The 17,738-nt window shown below is 70.9% G+C and carries 17 protein-coding genes and 1 pseudogene; 13 read left to right on the top strand and 5 right to left on the bottom strand.

The genetic code is table 11. From position 1 onward, the window contains the following. Positions 1 to 27: 27 nt before the first annotated feature. From moeZ to KXC43_RS16530, 4 genes are all read left to right on the top strand, one after another. A complete protein-coding gene (gene moeZ, locus KXC43_RS16545; RefSeq protein ID WP_221376927.1) occupies positions 28 to 1,209 on the top strand; it encodes an adenylyltransferase/sulfurtransferase MoeZ in 1,182 nt (393 codons plus the stop codon). 136 nt (positions 1,210 to 1,345) lie between these two features. Continuing rightward, a complete protein-coding gene (locus KXC43_RS16540) occupies positions 1,346 to 2,152 on the top strand; it encodes a prenyltransferase/squalene oxidase repeat-containing protein (RefSeq protein ID WP_221376926.1) in 807 nt (268 codons plus the stop codon). A 272-nt stretch (positions 2,153 to 2,424) separates the two neighbouring features. Continuing rightward, on the top strand, positions 2,425 to 2,934 hold the full coding sequence (locus KXC43_RS16535; RefSeq protein WP_221376925.1) for a COG1361 family protein: 510 nt from the start codon (positions 2,425 to 2,427) through the stop codon (positions 2,932 to 2,934). Between the two features lie 131 nt (positions 2,935 to 3,065). Beyond that, complete coding sequence (locus KXC43_RS16530; RefSeq protein WP_221376924.1) at positions 3,066 to 3,752, top strand: hypothetical protein; 687 nt, start codon at positions 3,066 to 3,068, stop codon at positions 3,750 to 3,752. 69 nt (positions 3,753 to 3,821) lie between these two features. Here the strand turns inward: KXC43_RS16530 and KXC43_RS16525 are convergent, their stop codons facing one another. Then, positions 3,822 to 5,069 carry a glutamate-5-semialdehyde dehydrogenase gene (locus tag KXC43_RS16525; protein ID WP_221376923.1) on the bottom strand — a complete coding sequence of 416 codons (1,248 nt, stop codon included), beginning with the start codon at positions 5,067 to 5,069 and terminating at the stop codon, positions 3,822 to 3,824. A 23-nt stretch (positions 5,070 to 5,092) separates the two neighbouring features. After that, on the bottom strand, positions 5,093 to 6,205 hold the full coding sequence (proB, locus tag KXC43_RS16520) for a glutamate 5-kinase (protein WP_221376922.1): 1,113 nt from the start codon (positions 6,203 to 6,205) through the stop codon (positions 5,093 to 5,095). Positions 6,206 to 6,265: 60 nt separating this feature from the next. On the opposite strand from proB, the gene KXC43_RS16515 reads away from it, so the two are divergent. Both KXC43_RS16515 and KXC43_RS16510 read left to right on the top strand, forming a co-directional pair. Next, positions 6,266 to 6,577 (top strand): MGMT family protein, encoded by a 312-nt coding sequence (locus KXC43_RS16515; protein WP_221376921.1) that lies wholly within the window; start codon positions 6,266 to 6,268, stop codon positions 6,575 to 6,577. Next, positions 6,577 to 7,389 carry a class I SAM-dependent methyltransferase gene (locus tag KXC43_RS16510; protein WP_221376920.1) on the top strand — a complete coding sequence of 271 codons (813 nt, stop codon included), beginning with the start codon at positions 6,577 to 6,579 and terminating at the stop codon, positions 7,387 to 7,389. The genes KXC43_RS16515 and KXC43_RS16510 overlap by 1 nt, the downstream gene beginning before the upstream one ends. Here KXC43_RS16510 and KXC43_RS16505 read toward each other — a convergent pair. After that, positions 7,373 to 8,050: a TetR/AcrR family transcriptional regulator gene (locus KXC43_RS16505; RefSeq protein ID WP_221376919.1), complete on the bottom strand. Its 678-nt coding sequence runs from the start codon at positions 8,048 to 8,050 to the stop codon at positions 7,373 to 7,375. The two genes, KXC43_RS16510 and KXC43_RS16505, sit on opposite strands and share 17 nt — an antisense overlap. Before the next feature lie 101 nt (positions 8,051 to 8,151). On the opposite strand from KXC43_RS16505, the gene KXC43_RS16500 reads away from it, so the two are divergent. Continuing rightward, positions 8,152 to 9,081 carry an NAD-dependent epimerase/dehydratase family protein gene (locus tag KXC43_RS16500; protein WP_221376918.1) on the top strand — a complete coding sequence of 310 codons (930 nt, stop codon included), beginning with the start codon at positions 8,152 to 8,154 and terminating at the stop codon, positions 9,079 to 9,081. 13 nt (positions 9,082 to 9,094) lie between these two features. Here KXC43_RS16500 and KXC43_RS16495 read toward each other — a convergent pair whose 3' ends face one another. Then, the gene (locus KXC43_RS16495) at positions 9,095 to 10,486 is read right to left on the bottom strand and encodes a gamma-glutamyltransferase (RefSeq protein ID WP_221376917.1); all 1,392 of its coding nucleotides are present in this window, start codon (positions 10,484 to 10,486) and stop codon (positions 9,095 to 9,097) included. 49 nt (positions 10,487 to 10,535) lie between these two features. Here KXC43_RS16495 and KXC43_RS16490 point away from each other — a divergent pair, with 49 nt between their 5' ends. The 6 genes and pseudogenes from KXC43_RS16490 (at position 10,536) to KXC43_RS16465 (ending at position 17,142) form a co-directional block, all read left to right on the top strand. Beyond that, a complete protein-coding gene (locus KXC43_RS16490; protein ID WP_221376916.1) occupies positions 10,536 to 11,864 on the top strand; it encodes an MFS transporter in 1,329 nt (442 codons plus the stop codon). 105 nt (positions 11,865 to 11,969) lie between these two features. Continuing rightward, a pseudogene (locus KXC43_RS16485) lies at positions 11,970 to 13,394 on the top strand (pyridoxal phosphate-dependent decarboxylase family protein); the annotation flags it as partial. Positions 13,395 to 13,523: 129 nt separating this feature from the next. Beyond that, positions 13,524 to 14,120, top strand: a complete 597-nt coding sequence (locus KXC43_RS16480; RefSeq protein ID WP_221376914.1) for an NADH-quinone oxidoreductase subunit B — start codon at positions 13,524 to 13,526, stop codon at positions 14,118 to 14,120. Between the two features lie 10 nt (positions 14,121 to 14,130). Beyond that, positions 14,131 to 15,432 (top strand): DUF2252 domain-containing protein, encoded by a 1,302-nt coding sequence (locus KXC43_RS16475; protein WP_221376913.1) that lies wholly within the window; start codon positions 14,131 to 14,133, stop codon positions 15,430 to 15,432. 55 nt (positions 15,433 to 15,487) lie between these two features. Continuing rightward, positions 15,488 to 16,183, top strand: a complete 696-nt coding sequence (locus KXC43_RS16470) for an NADH-quinone oxidoreductase subunit C (protein ID WP_221376912.1) — start codon at positions 15,488 to 15,490, stop codon at positions 16,181 to 16,183. Then, positions 16,183 to 17,142, top strand: coding sequence for a complex I subunit 1/NuoH family protein (locus KXC43_RS16465; protein WP_221376911.1), 960 nt, complete (start codon positions 16,183 to 16,185; stop codon positions 17,140 to 17,142). The genes KXC43_RS16470 and KXC43_RS16465 overlap by 1 nt, the downstream gene beginning before the upstream one ends. A gap of 7 nt (positions 17,143 to 17,149) precedes the next feature. Here KXC43_RS16465 and KXC43_RS16460 read toward each other — a convergent pair whose 3' ends face one another. Further along, positions 17,150 to 17,719, bottom strand: coding sequence for a Uma2 family endonuclease (locus tag KXC43_RS16460; RefSeq protein ID WP_221376910.1), 570 nt, complete (start codon positions 17,717 to 17,719; stop codon positions 17,150 to 17,152). Positions 17,720 to 17,738 lie beyond the last annotated feature (19 nt).

Genomic DNA, 17,738 nt, shown 5'->3' with positions numbered 1-17,738 from the left:
TCCTTACCGTCAACCCGGGGAGTTAACGTGGCACTGCCCCCGCTCGTCGAGCCGGCCGCAGAGCTGACCGTCGATGAGATCCGCCGTTATTCGCGGCACCTGATCATCCCGGATGTCGGGATGGACGGCCAGAAGCGGCTGAAGAACTCGAAGGTTCTGGTCGTCGGCGCGGGCGGCCTCGGTTCGCCGGCGCTGCTCTACCTCGCCGCCGCCGGCGTGGGCACGCTGGGCATCGTCGACTTCGACACCGTCGACGAGTCCAACCTCCAGCGCCAGATCATCCACGGCGTCTCCGACATCGGCCGGCCCAAGGCCGAGTCCGCCGCCGCGAGCATCCGCGAGGTCAACCCGCTGGTGAACGTGGTCATCCACAACACCGCGCTCGACGTCGACAACGTCAAAGAGATCTTCAGCCAGTACGACCTGATCGTCGACGGCACCGACAACTTCGCGACGCGTTACATGGTCAACGACGCCGCCGTGCTGCTCGGCAAGCCGTACGTCTGGGGGTCGATCTACCGCTTCGACGGCCAGGCCTCCGTCTTCTGGGAGGAGCACGGTCCCTGCTACCGCTGCCTCTACCCCGAGCCCCCGCCGCCCGGCATGGTGCCGAGCTGCGCCGAGGGCGGCGTCCTCGGCGTGCTGTGCGCGTCGATCGGCTCGATCCAGGTCAACGAGGCCATCAAGCTGCTGACCGGCATCGGCGAGCCGCTGGTGGGCCGGCTGATGGTCTACGACGCCCTCGAGATGGAATACCGCAAGATCAAGGTTCGGAAGGACCCGAACTGCGCGCTCTGCGGTGAGAACCCCACCGTCACCGAACTGCTGGAAGACTACGAGGACTTCTGCGGCGCGGTGTCGCCCGAGGCCGAAGAGGCCACGCTCGACGCGACCATCACGGCCCGCGAGCTGAAGGACTGGCAGGACTCGGGCAAGGACCTGTTCCTGGTCGACGTCCGCGAGCCGGCCGAGTGGGAGATCAACCGCATCCCGGGCGCGACGCTGATCCCCAAGGGCGAGATCCTTTCGGGCGAGGCGCTGGCGCGCTTCCCGCAGGACAGGCAGATCGTGCTGCACTGCAAGTCGGGTGTGCGCTCGGCCGAGGCGCTGGCGGCGCTCAAGGCCGCCGGCTTCAAGGACGCCGTGCACGTCCAGGGCGGCATCGTCTCGTGGGTCAACACGGTCGACCCTTCGCAGCCGTCGTACTGATTCAGTGACCACATCATCACGCTGAGAAGTCGTGAGTCTGACTTCTCAGCGTGATGGGTGAGTGACGGAACGGACCTATTGGGCATGTGCCCGGACGGCACGGCGAAATGCAGCAACGGGTTGTAGCGTCACCCGGGTGGTAGACATCGACGCTGCGATTGGTTATGTCGTCGCGCACGGCGACCCCGTCGAACGGGCGCGTCTCTCCTACCTGCGCACCGGTCAGCGCCCGGATCCCCAGGTGATCGACCGGATCGTCGAGGGGCAGACCGAGGCCGGCGGCTGGCCCGCCTCGACCGACGGCGCGGTCAGCTCGATCGACGCCACCTGCTTCCGTCTCAACGAGCTCGACGACCTCGGCGGCCTGCGCGGCGAGCCGGTCGACCGGGCGCTGGCCTGGCTGGCCGCTGTGCAGCGTCCGGACGGCACCTGGCAGGAGGCGGAGGAGCTCGCCGCCGAGGCTCCCGCCTGGGCGATGCCCGGCGATCCCGAGGCCACTCTCTATCTCACCACCGTGGCCGGCTTCTGGATGACGCTGGCCGAGTATGAGGCGCACCCCCACTTCGACGTGCCGGCCCGGTACGGGCGCACGCTGGGCGCCGCCGCCACCTGGGTCGTCCACCAGATCCGGCCCGACGGCACCTGGCCCTCGTTCCTGGCCGCCGGCTGGCACGCAGCCGGGCTGCTCTACGGCCAGCAGTACTTCTACGAGTCGGCGCGAGTGCAGCTCGTGCTCGGCGACCGGCTGCCCGACATGGCCCCGGCCGACGTCGCATCGATGGCAGCGGCCCTGCGCCGCGTCAACCTGGGCGACGACTGGCTGCTCCAGAGCGCCCGCAAGCGCCTCGGCGAGACCCAGCGGACCGACGGCGGCTGGGACAGCGCCGAGGGCCCGATCTTCGACGTGAACACCACCCTGACCGTCCTGCGTGCCTGCCGCTGACCATCGCTGACGGTGATCGGCGTCAACGGTTGCAACCGATTTGCACCCTGAAATACCCGATCGGCTATGGTTCGGCTACCTGGACGACGTCACTCTCGGTTACAAAGGCGGTAGAGAGGCCGGGCACAGCTGCGGCACAGTGGGTGCAGGCCCGACGGAGGGCCTGGGCGAGACGAGGATCCGCGGGGCGATGAAGTTGGTCGCCACAGCCCGGCGGGGAGTCAGTGGCGAAACCGGCGCCTCGAAGCATCTACTTCGCCAGGAGCCCACCCATGCGTAAGTCCACCAAGCGCGCCGTCGTCATCGTCTCGACCCTCGCCCTGACCGGTGTCGCCGGCGCGGCCTGGGCCGACTGGCTGGCCAACGGCACCGGCAACGCCGCGGCCAAGGCCGGCGAGGCCCAGCAGCTCGTGGTCAAGACGGTCGAGAGCAGCACCACGCTCTACCCGCAGACCACCGGCGACGCCACCATCACGATCACCAACCCCAACGGGTACGGCGTGGCCGTCAACAAGGTCGTCTGGGCGCCGAACGACGGCGTCACGGCGACCGGCGGCAAGGGCAGCTGCATCAACACCGGCGTCTACTTCGGAGACTTCAGCGCCGGACCGGTCGGCAGCAACGGTGTCCTTTCCGGCCTCCACCTGTTCGTGAAGGGCGGCGAGACGAAGACCTTCACGCTGCCGGACGCGGTCCGCATGATCAACGGTTCCGAGGACGGCTGCCAGGGTGCGACCTTCAGCATCCCGGTCGAGGTGAGCGGTCTCAGCGCCGAGAGCTGAACCGGCTGACGCGGGGCGGGGCGCAGCGATTCGTGCCTCGCCTCACGCGTCCGATGGCACGGGCGGCGCCGGGCGAACTGTGCTTCGCTCCGCGTGTCCGATGTGTACTTCCCCGAAGGCTAAGGCGGGCCATGAGAACTCCGTTTGTGCTGACCATGGCCGGAGCCATGATTCTGGTCGCCTCTCCGGCCGCCTCGGCGTCCTGGGGCGCGACAGCCGGCGGCGCGGCTACGGCCCGAGCCGGTGCTGTGCCCGCCGTTGGCGCGCCCGTCGTCGAAACGCACGGCTCGTCGGTGACGGTCGACTGGCGGGAGAGCCCGATCCCTGTGCGGGGTTACCGGCTGTCCCGGATCAACGCGGCGACCGGTGCGACGGTCACCGTCGAGCGGGGCTGTTCGGGTGTGCTCACCGATACCTCGTGCACCGAGGGTGGCGTTCCGGCGGGCCGTTGGGCGTACGCGGTCGTGGCGCTCGTCGGCAATGACTGGCGCTCCGTGCCGGGTCCCGCCACGCCAGTGACCGTCGGCAAGCCCGATGCCGTCACCGCACCCTCGATTTCACCGACCAGCCCGTCACCCACCGTGCCCGTGCCGACGAGTTCAGCGCCGACGAGTCCAGCACCGACCAGCCCGGCACCGACCGCACCACCTTCGTCCCGCCCGGTTCCGTCGTCGAAGCCGTCCCATCCGGTTCCGTCGTCGAAGCCGACCGACCCGGTTCCGTCGTCGAAGCCGACCGGCCCGGCGCCGACCGTGAGCTCGGCGCCGTCCGCCGAGCCGACCAAGGCGCCGGCTCTGTCCACCCCGGCCGGCGAATGACTCGCACGACCCCTCGGCCCCGGCGAACCCGGGCCTGCCCGCCTCCGTGATCCGGAGAAGGCGTGAGGATCACCGTCGAATGTGGCCGTTGCCCGTCACGACGTACTTCGTCGAGGTGAGCTCGGGCAGCCCCATCGGTCCCCGGGCGTGCAGCTTCTGAGTGCTGATGCCGATCTCAGCGCCGAACCCGAACTCGCCGCCGTCGGTGAACCGGGTGGACGCGTTCACCATCACCGCGGCCGCGTCGACCCGGGCCGTGAAGTGCCGCGTGGCCGTCACCGATTCGCTCACGATGGCCTCGGTGTGGCCCGAACCGTAGCGGCGGATGTGGTCGACCGCGTCGTCGAGCGAGTCGACGATCGCCACCGCCAGGTCGGCCGACAGGTACTCGCGGCCCCAGTCCTCCTCGGTGGCCGGCACGACCGCCGGGTCGTACGCCGCCACCTGCGGATCGCCGTGCACGGTGACCCCGGCGTCGGCCAGTTCGGGCAGCACCAGCGGCAGGAACCGGTCGGCGATGGCCGCGTGCACGAGCAGCGACTCGGCCGTGTTGCAGGTGGACAGCCGCTGGGTCTTCGAGTTGACCGCGACCGCCAGCGCCTTCTCGAGGTCGGCGGCCTCGTCCACATAGACGTGACAGTTGCCGACACCGGTCTCGATCACCGGCACGGTCGACTCCTCGACCACCGTCTTGATCAACGAAGCTCCGCCCCGCGGAATCAGCACGTCGACCAGTCCGCGGGCCCGCATGAGCTCCTTGACCGAGTCGCGGCTGGTCGCGTCGAGCAGCTGAATCGTGTCGGCCGGCAGGCCGCTGTCGGCCACCGCCTTGCGCAGCACCGAGACGATCGCCGCGTTGGAGCTGAGTGCCGAGCCCGAGCCGCGCAGCAGCACCGCGTTGCCCGACTTGAGGCAGATGCCGGCGGCGTCGGCGGTCACGTTGGGCCGGCCCTCGTAGATGATGCCGACCACGCCGAACGGCACCCGCACCTGACGCAGCTCGAGCCCGTTGGCCAGGGTCGAACCCCGCACCACGTCGCCCACCGGATCGGGCAGCGCGGCCAGTTCCCGCAGTCCCTCGGCCATCGCCTCGACCCGCGCCGGGGTGAGCGTGAGCCGGTCGATCATCGCCTCGGACAGGCCGCCGGTGCGCCCGTTGGTCACGTCGACCTCGTTCGCCGCGACGATGTCGGCCGCGCGCTCGACCAGGCGGTCGGCCATCAGCAGCAGCGCCCTGTCTTTGTCGGATCGCGTGGCGGCGGCGAGGTCGATGGCTGCCACGCGTGCGTCGGCGGCCTGCTGCAGGACGGTCGTCATGGCGTACCCCAGAAAGGTTCGGTTTACAGGAGGACGAGGTCGTCGCGGTGCACGACCTCTCGTTCATATCCCGGGCCCAGAGCGGCGGCCAACTCGGGGGTGGAGCGTCCCAGCAGCGCGGGCAGTTCGACCGCGTCGTAGTTGACCAGGCCCCGGGCGACCGGCGCGCCCGACCCCGCGTCGACCAGGTCGACCGGGTCACCGGCGGCGAACGAGCCGTCGACCGCGGTGATGCCCGCGGGCAGCAACGACTTGCGCCGCGCGACGACGGCGGCCACCGCGCCCGGGTCGAGATGCAGCCGGCCCCGCGGCGCGGTCGCGTGCGCGAGCCAGAAGAGCCGGGCCGTGGGCCGGTGCTCGGCCGGACTGAACAGGGTGCCGACCTCGTCTCCGGCGAGCGCCGAACCGGCCAGGGGAGCGGCCGTGAGCACGACCGGGATGCCGAAGCCGGTGGCGATGCGGGCCGCCTCGACCTTGGTGACCATGCCGCCGGTGCCGACCCTGGACCGGCTCGGCGTGGCGATGTTGACGCCCTCGAGGTCGGAGTCGTGCACCACGTACGGGATCTTGCGGGACGACGGGTCGGACGGGTTGCCGGTGTAGAGCGCGTCGACGTCGGACAGCAGCACGAGCAGGTCGGCCTGCACCAGCGCGGCCACCAGGGCGGCGAGGCGGTCGTTGTCGCCGAAGCGGATCTCCTCGGTGGCGACCGTGTCGTTCTCGTTGACGATCGGCAGGGCGCCCAGGTCGAGGAGCTTGCGCAGCGTCCGGTACGCGTTGCGGTAGTGCGCGCGGCGGGTCACGTCGTCGACCGTGAGCAGCACCTGGCCGACGGTCAGGCCGTGCCGGGCCAGGCCCGCCGCGTACCGCCCGATGAGCAGCCCCTGCCCGACCGAGGCGGCTGCCTGCTGGGTGGCCAGGTCGCGCGGCCGGCGCGGCAGGTTCAGCGGGGCCAGGCCGGCGGCGATCGCGCCGCTGGACACCAGCACCACTTCACGCCCGCCCGAGGCGAGCCCGCCCAGCACGTCGACAAGACTGTCGACGCGCTGCTCGTCGATTCCGCCGGCGGCCGTGGTCAGCGAGGAGGAACCCACCTTGACCACGATCCGCCGCGCACCGGTCACCAGTTCGCGCACCGGCCAATTGTGCTCGGCTGTCCCCGCGTACCCGGCCTGAGATCCCATATCGTGGCCCGGGTGACACCGCAGGAGTACGTCGAAGAGGTGCTTTCACTCGTTGAGCGGATCCCGCGGGGCCGGGTGATGTCGTACGGGGCGGTCGCCGATTCCCTGGCCGACCGCTCGGGCCGCAACTCCGCCCGCCTCGTCGGTTCGATCATGGCCCGGCACGGCGGCGGGGTCCCGTGGCACCGGGTCGTGAACAGCGCGGGTCGCATGCCACCCGGGCACGAGCAGGAGGCCCGCCAGCGGTTACTGTCCGAGGGCGTTCCGCTGAAGGGGGAGTACGTGAACATGGCTCTCGCTTCGTGGCAGCCTGGTCTTTCCTGATGGAAAAAGGCCGGCCCAGCCGTACGGCGATGAGTGCGGCCCGCTATCGGGCGGCGCATCAGATCGTCGACGACGGCAAGATCTTCACCGACCCGCTGGCCGTCCGCATCCTCGGCCTGCCCGAGGACGTCCTGCTGGCGGACGCGCCGCGCCGGGCGATGCGCCTGTTCATCGCGGCCCGCACCCGCTTCGCGGAGGACGCGCTGGCCGCGGCGGTGGCCCGGGGCGTCCGGCACCTGGTCGTTCTCGGCGCCGGCCTGGACACCTTCGCCTACCGCAACCCCCATCCGAACCTGCGCGTGACCGAGGTCGACCATCCCGACACCCAGGCTTGGAAGCGCGCGCGGCTGGACGCGTCGGGCATCCAGCCGCCGTCGTCGGTCACGTACCTGGGGGTCGACTTCGAGCGCGAGTCGCCGGCCGACCGCCTCGAGCTGGACGGGCCGGCGTTCTTCCTGTGGCTGGGTGTGGTGCCCTATCTGACGCAAGAGGGCTTCGGGGCGACGCTGCGGGTGGTCGCCTCCCGCGCCGGCAACGAGGTCGTCTTCGACTACGCGCAGTCGCCGGCGCGCATGGAGGGCTCGCGGCGGGAGGCGCTCGAGGCGCGGGCCGCGCGGGTGGCCCGGCTCGGCGAGCCCTGGCTGACGTATTTCGAGCCGGACGAGATCGCCGCCCGGCTGACCGGTTTGGGCTTCAGTGAGATCGAGGATCTGGGGCCGGCGCAGCTGGCGGCCACGTTCTTCGACCGGCCCGACGTCCCGCCCGACACTCCCGGCGGGCACGTGCTGCGGGCTGCTATTCCCAGCCGATGAGGTACGCCGCGCCGCGCATCTGATATTCGAAGAAGCCGCGCCGGTCCTCGTCGACCGAATTGCTGAGCTGCCCGAACAGCTCGGCGCTGATGGCGCCGCTCATCTGCACGAAGGCCGACAGAGAGGCGGCGACCAGTCGTGGCGGCGCGCCCGGGCTGTACCGCTCGGCGACCGCGGCGAACTCCTCGGCGAACCGGCCGGTGATCGGCCGCCGGTCGGCGATGTCGCCGTTCTCGTACGCCGTCTTGACCACGTCCGCGATCAGCAGGATCACGCGCGTGGCCGGCCCGACCGTGTCCTGGGGGGCCTGGTAGCCGGGGACCGGGCTGCCGTAGATCAGGGCCCACTGGTGCGGATCGGCGAGGGCCCAATCCCGTACGGCGTGAGTCAGGGAAAGGAACCGCGCGAGCGCGTTGTCGCCGGTGGCGGCGTTTTCCGCGGTCTCGCCCACGGAGTTGTAGGCGTCGATGATCAGCGCGGTCAGCAACTCGTCGCGGCTCGCGAAGTACCGGTAGACCGCCGACGAGGCCATGCCCATGTCCCGCGCGACCGCGCGCAGCGACAGGTTCGCCCCGTCGGTGGCGAGGTGCCGGCGGGCCACCGCCTTGATCTCCTCGGTCATCTCGGCCCGCACGCGGGCCCGTACTCCGGAAGCGCTCATGCAGACCAGTGTGCCATAACGAGAGCAGTGCTCTTGCTTTCCTCGCATGCGCGTGGCATCGTTGCTCCCATAAGAGAGCAGTGCTCACAAGGGAGAACAGCATGTCGAACCACGTTGTCGTCGGCTCCGGCCCGATCGGTTCCTCGATCGCCCGTCTCCTCGCCGAGCGCGGTGAGCGGGTCCGCATGGTCACCCGCAGCGGTGGCGGCCCGACCCATCCGCTGATCGAGCGGGTTGCCGCGGACGCCGCCGATGCCCGCCGCCTCACCGAGCTCACCCAGGACGCCGTGACGCTCTACAACTGCGCGAACCCGAAGTACACGGAGTGGGAGAAGCTCTGGTTCCCCATGAACGACGCCATGATCGCCGCGACCAAGGCGGCCGGAGCGGTCTACGTCCTCACCGGCAACCTGTACGGCTACGGCCCGCAGCCCGGCGGGCACATGACCGAGAACAGTCCGCTGGCCGCGGTCGGCCGCAAGGGCCGGGTGCGCATCAAGATGTGGCAGGACGCGCTGGCCAGCGGCGTGCGCACGGTCGAGGTGCGCGGCTCGGACTACCTGGGCGCCGGGGCGGTGGGCGTCTTCTCCTCGGTGCTGCTGCCCGCGATCAACGCCGGTCGTGCCGCCTGGGCGCCCGGCGACCCCGACCAGCCGCACAGCTTCACCTACACGGGTGATCAGGCCCGCACGATGGTCGAGCTGTCGCACGACGAGCGCGCCTGGGGCAAGGCCTGGCACACGCCGACCGCCCCCGCGATCAGCATCCGCATCCTGGCCGACCGCTACTGCGCGCTGACCGGCCGGCCGCGGGTAAAGATCAACAAGCTGCCGCGCTTCGTGATGCGCACGGCCGGTCTGGTCCACCCGATGTCGCGCGAGCTGGCCGAGATGGACTACCAGTTCTATGGCCCGTTCCACCTGGACAGCTCGCTCACCGAGCAGACCTTCGGCCTCCATCCCACCAACATCGAGGTCGGCATCCGCGAGACCGTCGAGGACGCCGAGGCCATCGCCACCCGCACGATGTGACCGCGCGGATGGTTCAGAGAAGCAGGCCGACGCCGTCGCGGCGGGGATCGCCCGCCGCGCCGGCCCGGCCGACCGCGGTGACCCCGCCGAAGTAGTGATTGAGCCCAGGCCACTGCTTGATCTGCCACCCGGCCGCGGCCAGCGCGCCCAGTTCGTCCCGCGGGTAGCCCGGCTCGACGTGCACGGTGTCGTCGACGACGTGGAAGCGCGGCCGCCCGGTCGCCTCGGCCATCTCGAGCCCGTCGACCAGCACCCCCAGCAACGTGTCGACCAGGGCGGTGCGGATCCGGCTCGCTCCCGCCGACCCCGCCGCCACCGCGAGTTCCCCTTCCGGGGAAATCACCACCAGCGGGCACATGTTCGAGGACATCCGGCGGCCGGGAATCAGGTCGTCGGTCACGAGCTCACCCTCGCCCAGCATCGAGTTGAGGTTGATGCCGAGCCCCGGGAGCCAGACCCCCGAGCCCAGCCCCAGCGTCGTGGTGATCACGCAGGCGTTACCGTCCGAATCGACCACCGACACATTGGTGGTGTCGCCGATCTTCTGCCGGCCCTGGTCGCGCAGCGCTGCGGCGACTTTCACGGCCCGCCCCGGACGGGACAGGTCAGCCGGCAGCCCCGCGATCGTGTCGACAGTGCGGTTGAGGTCGTGGCGTGCGAGCACCCGGTGCCCGGCCAGCGTCGCGTGGTCGACCGGCGTGTCGAGCACCTGGTACTCCGCCAGATCGCGCCGCCCCAGGCTGCCCCCGGCCGCACGAACCGCGTCGACCATGACCCCGGCGTACTCGCCGGTGTAGAAAACCTGCGGCCCGGCCTCGGCCAGCGTGGTCATCGCCCGGCCCAGTCCATCGTGGAACAGCAGGTCACCGCCCTGGAGCCGGCGGCCGTGGGGCGTGTACACGGAAGCGCCCTCACCCCACGCCAGCGCCGGCGCGCAGGAGTCGAGGGTCAGCGCGTGCGCCGCCGGCACCGGCACGCCGCTGGTCGCCAGTTCGACCGCCGGCTGCACGACCTCGGCCCACGGCAGCCGGCCCCAGCGCCGGTGCACCTCGCCGCACCCGGCCGGCACGCCCGGGACCGCGACGCTGGCGCCCCCGATCGAGTAGACCTGCGGCATCCCGCCGAAGAACACATCGATGGCGACCATGGGACCTGCCTGCCGGTCGCCGTCGGTGCCCGGCACCGAGACGAAGAAGTCGAGGCACGTGGCCCGGCCGGTGCTCGCGTCGAAGTACGTCGCGAACCCGCCGCCGCCCAGTCCGGTGTAGATGGTCTCGGTGGCGCAGCAGGCCAGCACCGCCGCCACGGCCGCGTCGGCCGCCGTGCCCCCGTCCCGCAGAACCCGCAGCCCCGCCCCGGCCGTGGCCGGGTGGCTCGCCGCGACCCCGGCCGCAACCTTTTTCATCTGGCGAAGCGTAGGCGTCATCGCATGATCATGGTTACCATCCGCGGTCATGACGACCGCTGATCCCACTCCCGGTGTACACGCGGTGGCCGTCCTGCCACGTCGTGTTTTGGCGGGATATTCGCTGGGTTCGCTGGTCACGGGCGCCTTCGGCACCGTGCCGGGATTGCTCCTGCTGCCCTATCTGACCGATACGTTAGGTGTGGCGGCTGGCGTGGCCGGGCTGCTCGTACTGCTGCCGAAAGCGTGGGACGTGCTGGTCAACCCGATCGCGGGCCGGATCTCGGACCGCCGTGGCGATCGACGGCCGTTCCTTCTCGTCGCGGGTCTGCTGCTCGCCGTGCTCTTCGCCGCGATCTTCGCCGGGCCGGTGGGCAGCGGGGCCGGAGCCGGCGCGTACGTCGCCCTCGCCTTCCTCGCCGCCGCCACCGCGTACGCGTTCTTCCAGGTGCCCTACGTGGCGATGCCGGCCGAGCTGACCGACGGATACGCGGAGCGCACGCGCCTGATGACCTGGCGGGTCGCCGTGCTGGCGCTGGCCATCCTCATCTCGGGCGCCCTCGCCCCGCTCGTCGTCGAGCAGACCGGCGGCGGCCTCGCCGGCCACCGATGGTCCGGCGTCTTCGTCGGCGCGCTCATCGTCGTGGGCACGCTCGGCGTCTACTTCGGCACGCGCACGGCCGACTCGCGCTCGGTCGAGGCGGTGGAGCCCGACCTGCGGACGCAGATCCGGATCGCGATGGCCAACGGTCCCTTCCGGGCATTGCTGCTCCTCTGGATCATTCAGGCCGTCGGCATCGGCACGATGCTCGCCGGCGTGCAGTACTTCGCCGACCACGTCGTCGGACGCGAGTCGGGCGCCACCTTCCTCTTCGCGGCCTTCGTGGGGCCGGCCCTGCTGGTCATGCCGTTGTGGAGCCGGGTCGGCGGCCGCATCGGCAAGCCCGGCTCGCTGGCCGCCGGGTCGTTGCTCTTCGCCGTCGGCGCCCTCGCGCTGCTGGCCGCGCCGGCGCTGCCCGCCGTGGCCGTCTATTCGCTGGTGGCGGTGGTCGGCGTCGGTTACGCGGGGCAGCAGGTCTTCGCGATGGCGATGCTGCCCGACTGCATCGCCTACGACACCGAGCGCACGGGCCGCCGCCAGGCCGGCGTCTTCACCGGGTTGTGGACGGCGGGGGAGACCCTGGGGCTGGCGCTCGGGCCGGGGCTGTTCGCATTGGTGCTCCAAGTCTTCGGATACGTCTCGTCGTCGAGCGGCGAGGCCGCCCCGCAGGACGACACCGCACGGCTCGGCGTGCTGCTCGGATTCACCGTGTTGCCGGCCGTGCTGGTCGGCTTCGCGGTCGTTCTATTACGCGCCTACCGGGACGTCTCCCGATAGCGTCTTCGGTACCGGCGGGCCAGGCCCGACCCAGTACCTTCGCGGGGGCCCGGCACCGACCGAAGACGCTTATCCCCTCCGTCCGCTTCGACTAGCGTTCTCGCCATGTTCGAGGCGCTGCCCGCAGAGGGCGTTCCGAGTGACCAGATCCTTGCCGAGTTGCGGGGGCTCCGAGTCGCCGACCTGCCCACCCACGGCGGCCGTTTGTTCGCCTACGTCTACGATCCCGCGCTCGACGGTCTCGACGATCTGGCCCGCGCCGCCCACGCCATCTCCGCGCACGTCAACGGCCTCGACCCGACGGCCTTCCCGTCGCTCCTGGCGATGGAGAACGCCCTGGTCGGCGCCGCGGCCCGGCTGCTCGGCGGCGACGAGCACACGGTCGGCAGCATCACCAGCGGCGGCACCGAGTCGCTGATCCTCGCGGTGAAGGCGGCGCGCGACTCCCGGCCCGGTCTCGCGACCCCGCGCCTCGTGATCCCCTCGACCGCGCACGCAGCGTTCACGAAGGCCGCCCACTATCTGCGCGTCGCTCTCGACGTGGTTCCGGTCGGCGACGATCTGCGGGCCGACCCGGGGGCGATGGCCGCGGCCATCAGCCCCGACACCGTGCTGGTGGCGGCGTCCGCGCCCTCCTACGCCCACGGCGTGGTCGACCCGATCGCCGGGATCGCGGCGGCCGCGGCCGAGCGGGGCGTGCGCTTCCACGTCGACGCCTGCTTCGGCGGCTGGGTGCTGCCCTACCTGCGCCGCCTCGGCGCCGACCTGCCGCCCTTCGACTTCGCCGTCCCCGGGGTCACCAGCATCTCGGTCGACCTGCACAAATACGCGTACGCGCCCAAGGGCGTCTCGATCCTGCTGCACCGCGACGAGGCGTTGCGCCTGCCGCAGTATTTCGCGTACGCCGGCTGGCCCGGCTACACCATGATCAATCCGGTCATCTCGTCCACCCGGTCCGGCGGTCCGATCGCCGCGGCCGTGGCCACCCTCCGCCATATCGGCGACGCGGGTTACCTCGAGCTCGCCGCCCGCACCCGCGAGGCCGTGTCCGTCCTGGCCGAGGCGGTGCGCACCACCGAGGGCGTGCGGTTGTTCGCCCCACCCGAGACCAGCGTCGTCTGCCTCGCCTCCGAGGGTGTCGACCTCTTCGTGCTGGCCGACGAGCTGGCCGCCCGCGGCTGGCACACCCAGCCCCAGATGGCCTACGAGAAGATGCCCGCCACCATCCACCTGACGGTGACCGCCTCGGTGGCCGCCACCGCTGCCGAGTTCGGCCCCGACCTGGTCGCCGCGGTGGCCGCGGCACAGGCCTCCGGCCCGGCTGACATCCCGGCGCAGCTGCTCGAAGCGGCGGCCGTGCTCACCCCCGAGATGGTGACCCCCGAGCTGATCGGCGGCCTGGCCGATGGCTTGGGGCTCGGCGCCGGCGACTTCACCCGCATGGCCGCGGTCAACTCGCTGCTCAACGTCGCCCCGCCCGCCCTGCGCGAGGCGCTGCTCACCGGCTTCCTCAGCCTGCTGCAACGCCCGGCGCCGCCGTTGCCGGGCAATCCGCCGGCCGAGCCCCCGCCCGCATCGGGCAGCCCGTTCTTCGGCCATCCGCTGCACGGGCAGCGCTCCGCGACCACACCCCCCGCGGCCGCGGAGTAGGTTGACGTCGTGGCCGGTCTGCCAGGAGTGCTCGGGGAACCCATCAAGTTCGTGCTGAACTGGGGCCGGCGCTACTCCCTCTGGGTGTTCAACTTCGGGCTGGCGTGCTGCGCGATCGAGTTCATCGCGTCCAGCATGAGCCGGCACGACTTCATGCGCATGGGGGTCATCCCGTTCGCGCACGGTCCGCGCCAGGCCGACCTGATGGTCGTGTCGGGCACGGTCACCGACAAGATGGCCCCCGCCATCAAGCGGCTCTACGACCAGATGCCCGAGCCGAAATACGTCATCTCGTTCGGCTCCTGCGCGAACTGCGGCGGCCCCTACTGGGATTCCTACTCGGTGACCAAGGGCGTCGACCAGATCATCCCGGTCGACGTCTATGTGCCGGGCTGCCCGCCGCGGCCCGAGGCGCTGCTGCACGGCATCCTGCGCCTGCAAGAGAAGATCGCCGCCGAGCAGTCCGGTCCGGGCGGAGTGTCCCGACCCGACCCACTTGCCGCGGGCCGAACGGCTGGTGCCGGCCGCGATGCGGCGGCACTGACTTCCCCGTTGGTGGCTCCGCCCGCCCCGATGGTGGCCCCGCCGGCGGCAAGTGGGGACTAGTCTCCGCACTATGAGCGATCAGTCGCGGGCCGACTTCATCATCGACGTTCTGACCAGGGAATTCGGCGAGTTGATCGCCGTCGATCCCCCCGCCTTCCGGCGCAAGTTCCGCAAGATGGCCGCGTCGCCCTTCGCCTTCTACCGGGGCAGCGCCTCGCTCTTCTACGCCGACCTCACCGGCGCGTACGCGGACTCGAGCTTCCTCGACGAGCGGACCAGCCGGGTGTGGATCCACGGCGACCTGCACGCCGAGAACTTCGGCACCTACATGAACTCGTCGGGCCAGCTCGTGTTCAACGTCAACGACTTCGATGAGGCGTACGTCGGACCGTTCTCGTGGGATCTCAAGCGGTTCTCGGCGAGCCTGGCGCTGATCGGCTACCAGAAGGCCCTCTCCGACGACGACATCTCGCAGCTGGTCACCGGCTTCGCCCAGTCCTACCTGACGGAGCTGCGGGCCATCGCGCACGGCGGCGACGACGCGATCGGCTCGATCACCCTCGGCACCGCGGCCGGGGTGTTGCGCCGCGTGCTCCAGCAGGCGCGGCTCAACACCCGCATCGACCTGCTCGCCGCGCAGACCACGATCGAAGACTACGAGCGCCGCTTCGCCCTGGCCGACGGCGTGTTCGAGGTCGACGAGACCACCGGCGCCGCGGTGCGCGAGGCCTTCGACCGCTATCTCGAGACGCTGCCCGCCGTCGGTCGTCCGGTGGCGACCAACATCAAGGACATCAAGCTGCGCAAGGGTGTCGGCATCGGCTCGGCCGGCCTGCCGTCCTACAACCTGCTGCTCGAGGGCCACACCCAGGCGCTCGAGAACGATGTCGTCATCTACATGAAGCAGGCCCAGGTGCCGGCGGTCGCGCGCTGGATCGACGACGACCGGGTGCGGTCGTACTTCAAGCACCAGGGCCACCGCACCGCCGAGTCCCAGCACGCGTTGCAGGCGCACGCCGATCCGTGGGTCGGCTACACCACTCTCGAGGGTGTCGGCCAGCTGGTCGCCGAGGTCTCCCCGTACGCGGCCGACCTCGACTGGTCCGATGTCAACGAGGCCGACGAGCTGCGCGGGGTCATCAACGACCTGGGCCGGGCCGTGGCCCGCATGCATTCGGTGGCCGACGACGAGTCCAGCCACGACCTGGTCGACTTCTCGACCGAGGAGGCGATCGTGGCCGAGATCGACAAGGACGAGCCCGGCTTCGTACGGCACCTGGTCGAGTTCGCCCACCGCTACGGCGACCAGGCCCGCGAGGACCACCAGGACTTCGTCGACGTGTTCCGCAACGGCCGCCTGCCCGGTCTCTGATCCCACACCCCGCTGCGGGGACTGCGGGCGGCCGGTCGGATCATAAGATGAGCCCATGACGCCTGAAGAGGTCGGTGAGCGCCTGGTGGCGTTGCTGACGGACGACTCCCCGGACGCGCCGCCGGGCGAGATCGTCGCCGGCCTCTCCGGTGGCGGCCCCGGGCACGAGCGTGCGGTGGTCGACGTCCCGGTCGCCCGGTGGTGGGAAACTGTGGGGACGGCCAAGCACAACGGCGCTCTGGGCTGCGACTACTTCGACTGGCTCTCGGCCGTCGACGAGCTCGACGAGGGCTTCCGGGTGGTCGCCCACCTCTACTCCACACGCCGCCGGCACGCCCTGCTGCTGCGCACGCTCGTTCCCCGCGACAACCCGGTGATCGAGTCGGTGATCGAGCTGTTCCCCGGGGCCGCGTGGCACGAACGCGAGACGTACGAGATGTTCGGCATCGCGTTCGCCCGCCACCCCGACCTGCGGCCGCTGCTGCTGCCGCCCGGGTTCGAGGGCCACCCGCTGCGTAAGGAGTTCGTGCTCGCCTCCCGAGTGGCCAAGGCCTGGCCCGGCGCCAAGGAGCCCGGCGAGTCCGAGGCCGGCACGACGAAGCGCGCTCCCATGCGCCCACCCGGCGTCCCCGACCCGAACGAGTGGGGTCCCAAGGCCGGGCAGGCGCCACCCGCTCCGGCCCGCCCGCGACGTCCCGGGACTCCGCGCACGCCCACTCCGGCGCCCGACGAGGCCGGGGACGGCGCCTGATGCCGGTCTGGCTCGATCTCATTGTGCGGGTGGTCGCCGTGGTGGCCGCCTTTCTCGTGCTGCCGCTGGTGGTGGGGCAGGCCGAACACAAGGTGATGGCCCACATGCAGGGGCGGCTCGGCCCGATGTACGCGGGGGCCTTCCACGGCTGGGCGCAGCTCGTCGCCGACGGGGTGAAGTTCGTCCAGAAGGAGGACGTCACGCCCGGGGAGGCCGACCGGCGGGTCTTCCGGCTGGCCCCGATCGTGGCCCTGTTCCCGTACCTGCTGGTTCTGCTGGTCATACCGCTCGGCCCGAACGGTCTCGTCGCCCAGGCGCTCGACGTCGGGCTCTTCTTCGTGCTGGCCGTGCTCGGCGTGGGCGTGCTGGCCGTGCTCATGTCGGCCTGGGCCTCCGCCAACAAGTACAGCCTGCTCGGTGGCCTGCGCGGGGCGGCTCAGCTGCTGGGGTACGAGCTTCCCCTCGTGCTCGCCGCGGCCAGTGTCGCCATGGCGGCGGGGACGCTGAGCCTGCCCGGCATCGTCGAGGCGTGGCGCCCGTGGTGGCTGCTCTGGCAGGCCCCGGCGGCGATCGTCTTCTTCATCGCCGGGCTGGCCGAGATCCGCCGCCCGCCGTTCGACATGCCGATCGCCGACTCCGAGCTGGTCTTCGGCTACATGACCGAGTACACCGGGCTGCGGTTCGCGTTCTTCCTGCTCGCCGAGTACGTGGGCATCGTCGTCATCGCCGCCCTGACCACCGTGTTGTTCCTGGGCGGCTGGCACGGCCCGTTCGCCGACCAGCTCGGCTGGCTGTGGACGCTGGTCAAGATCTTCGCCGTCTCGTTCGTGATCATCTGGTTCCGCGTGAGCTACCCCCGGCTCCGCGAGGATCAGCTGCAAAGGCTCTGCTGGCTGGTCCTGGTGCCGGTGGCGCTGGGTCAGCTCGTGCTGACCACGGTGGTCAAGGTGATCATGTGACCGAGGGTCAGAGGAAGCGCGGCGTGAGCTTCTTGATCGAGATGGCGATCGGCCAAGGCTCGGGCACCGCGATCTCGGCCTCGAAGGTTCCGGCCGGACGATAGATCCCGGCGCCGGCGTCGAGCTGGTAGGCCTGCACGGCCAGACCGGGATCGCTCTCGACGATCCAGTAGTGCGGGATGCCCGCGGCGGCGTAGAGCGCGGGTTTGGTGATGCGATCCATGCTCACCGACGTGGGCGACACGATCTCGACCGCGAGCACCACCTCGTGCGGCGCATAGATGCCGGAACGCCGGCGGGCGGCCTGCTCGGTGGCGACCAGCACGTCGGGGATGAAGGACCGCCGTGTGCTCAGGCGGACCTCGACCCCTTGAGTGACCTGGAACTCGGGCGGACAGGAGTCCTCCAGCGCGACGCCGAGGCGCATCGCGATGATCTGATGAACGTCGGTGGGGGAAGGTGACACGAGGAGCACTCCGTCGAGCAACTCGCGACGCACGCCGTCATCCGGCAGGGCATCGAGATCATCGGTGGTCCAGCCGTCCGCGTGCGGCATGTCGCTCATCGCAGCGGTCATCGGATCCTCCAGGGCGCCT

It is taken from the genome of Paractinoplanes polyasparticus, assembly GCF_019710575.1.
Taxonomy (GTDB): domain Bacteria; phylum Actinomycetota; class Actinomycetes; order Mycobacteriales; family Micromonosporaceae; genus Actinoplanes; species Actinoplanes polyasparticus.
The sequence above is the reverse complement of the archived record's forward strand: the minus strand, read 5'-3'. Positions and strand labels throughout refer to the sequence as shown.

Bases quoted from the DNA above. Each gene is read 5' to 3' on its own strand.
- KXC43_RS16535 (WP_221376925.1), top strand. From the start codon at position 2,425: ATGCGTAAGTCCACCAAGCGCGCCGTCGTCATCGTCTCGACCCTCGCC.
- KXC43_RS16530 (WP_221376924.1), top strand. From the start codon at position 3,066: ATGAGAACTCCGTTTGTGCTGACCATGGCCGGAGCCATGATTCTGGTC.
- KXC43_RS16525 (WP_221376923.1), bottom strand. From the start codon at position 5,069: ATGACGACCGTCCTGCAGCAGGCCGCCGACGCACGCGTGGCAGCCATC.
- KXC43_RS16510 (WP_221376920.1), top strand. From the start codon at position 6,577: ATGGAAAAAGGCCGGCCCAGCCGTACGGCGATGAGTGCGGCCCGCTAT.
- KXC43_RS16505 (WP_221376919.1), bottom strand. From the start codon at position 8,050: ATGAGCGCTTCCGGAGTACGGGCCCGCGTGCGGGCCGAGATGACCGAG.
- KXC43_RS16500 (WP_221376918.1), top strand. From the start codon at position 8,152: ATGTCGAACCACGTTGTCGTCGGCTCCGGCCCGATCGGTTCCTCGATC.
- KXC43_RS16495 (WP_221376917.1), bottom strand. From the start codon at position 10,486: ATGAAAAAGGTTGCGGCCGGGGTCGCGGCGAGCCACCCGGCCACGGCC.
- KXC43_RS16490 (WP_221376916.1), top strand. From the start codon at position 10,536: ATGACGACCGCTGATCCCACTCCCGGTGTACACGCGGTGGCCGTCCTG.
- KXC43_RS16475 (WP_221376913.1), top strand. From the start codon at position 14,131: ATGAGCGATCAGTCGCGGGCCGACTTCATCATCGACGTTCTGACCAGG.
- KXC43_RS16470 (WP_221376912.1), top strand. From the start codon at position 15,488: ATGACGCCTGAAGAGGTCGGTGAGCGCCTGGTGGCGTTGCTGACGGAC.
- KXC43_RS16465 (WP_221376911.1), top strand. From the start codon at position 16,183: ATGCCGGTCTGGCTCGATCTCATTGTGCGGGTGGTCGCCGTGGTGGCC.
- KXC43_RS16460 (WP_221376910.1), bottom strand. From the start codon at position 17,719: ATGACCGCTGCGATGAGCGACATGCCGCACGCGGACGGCTGGACCACC.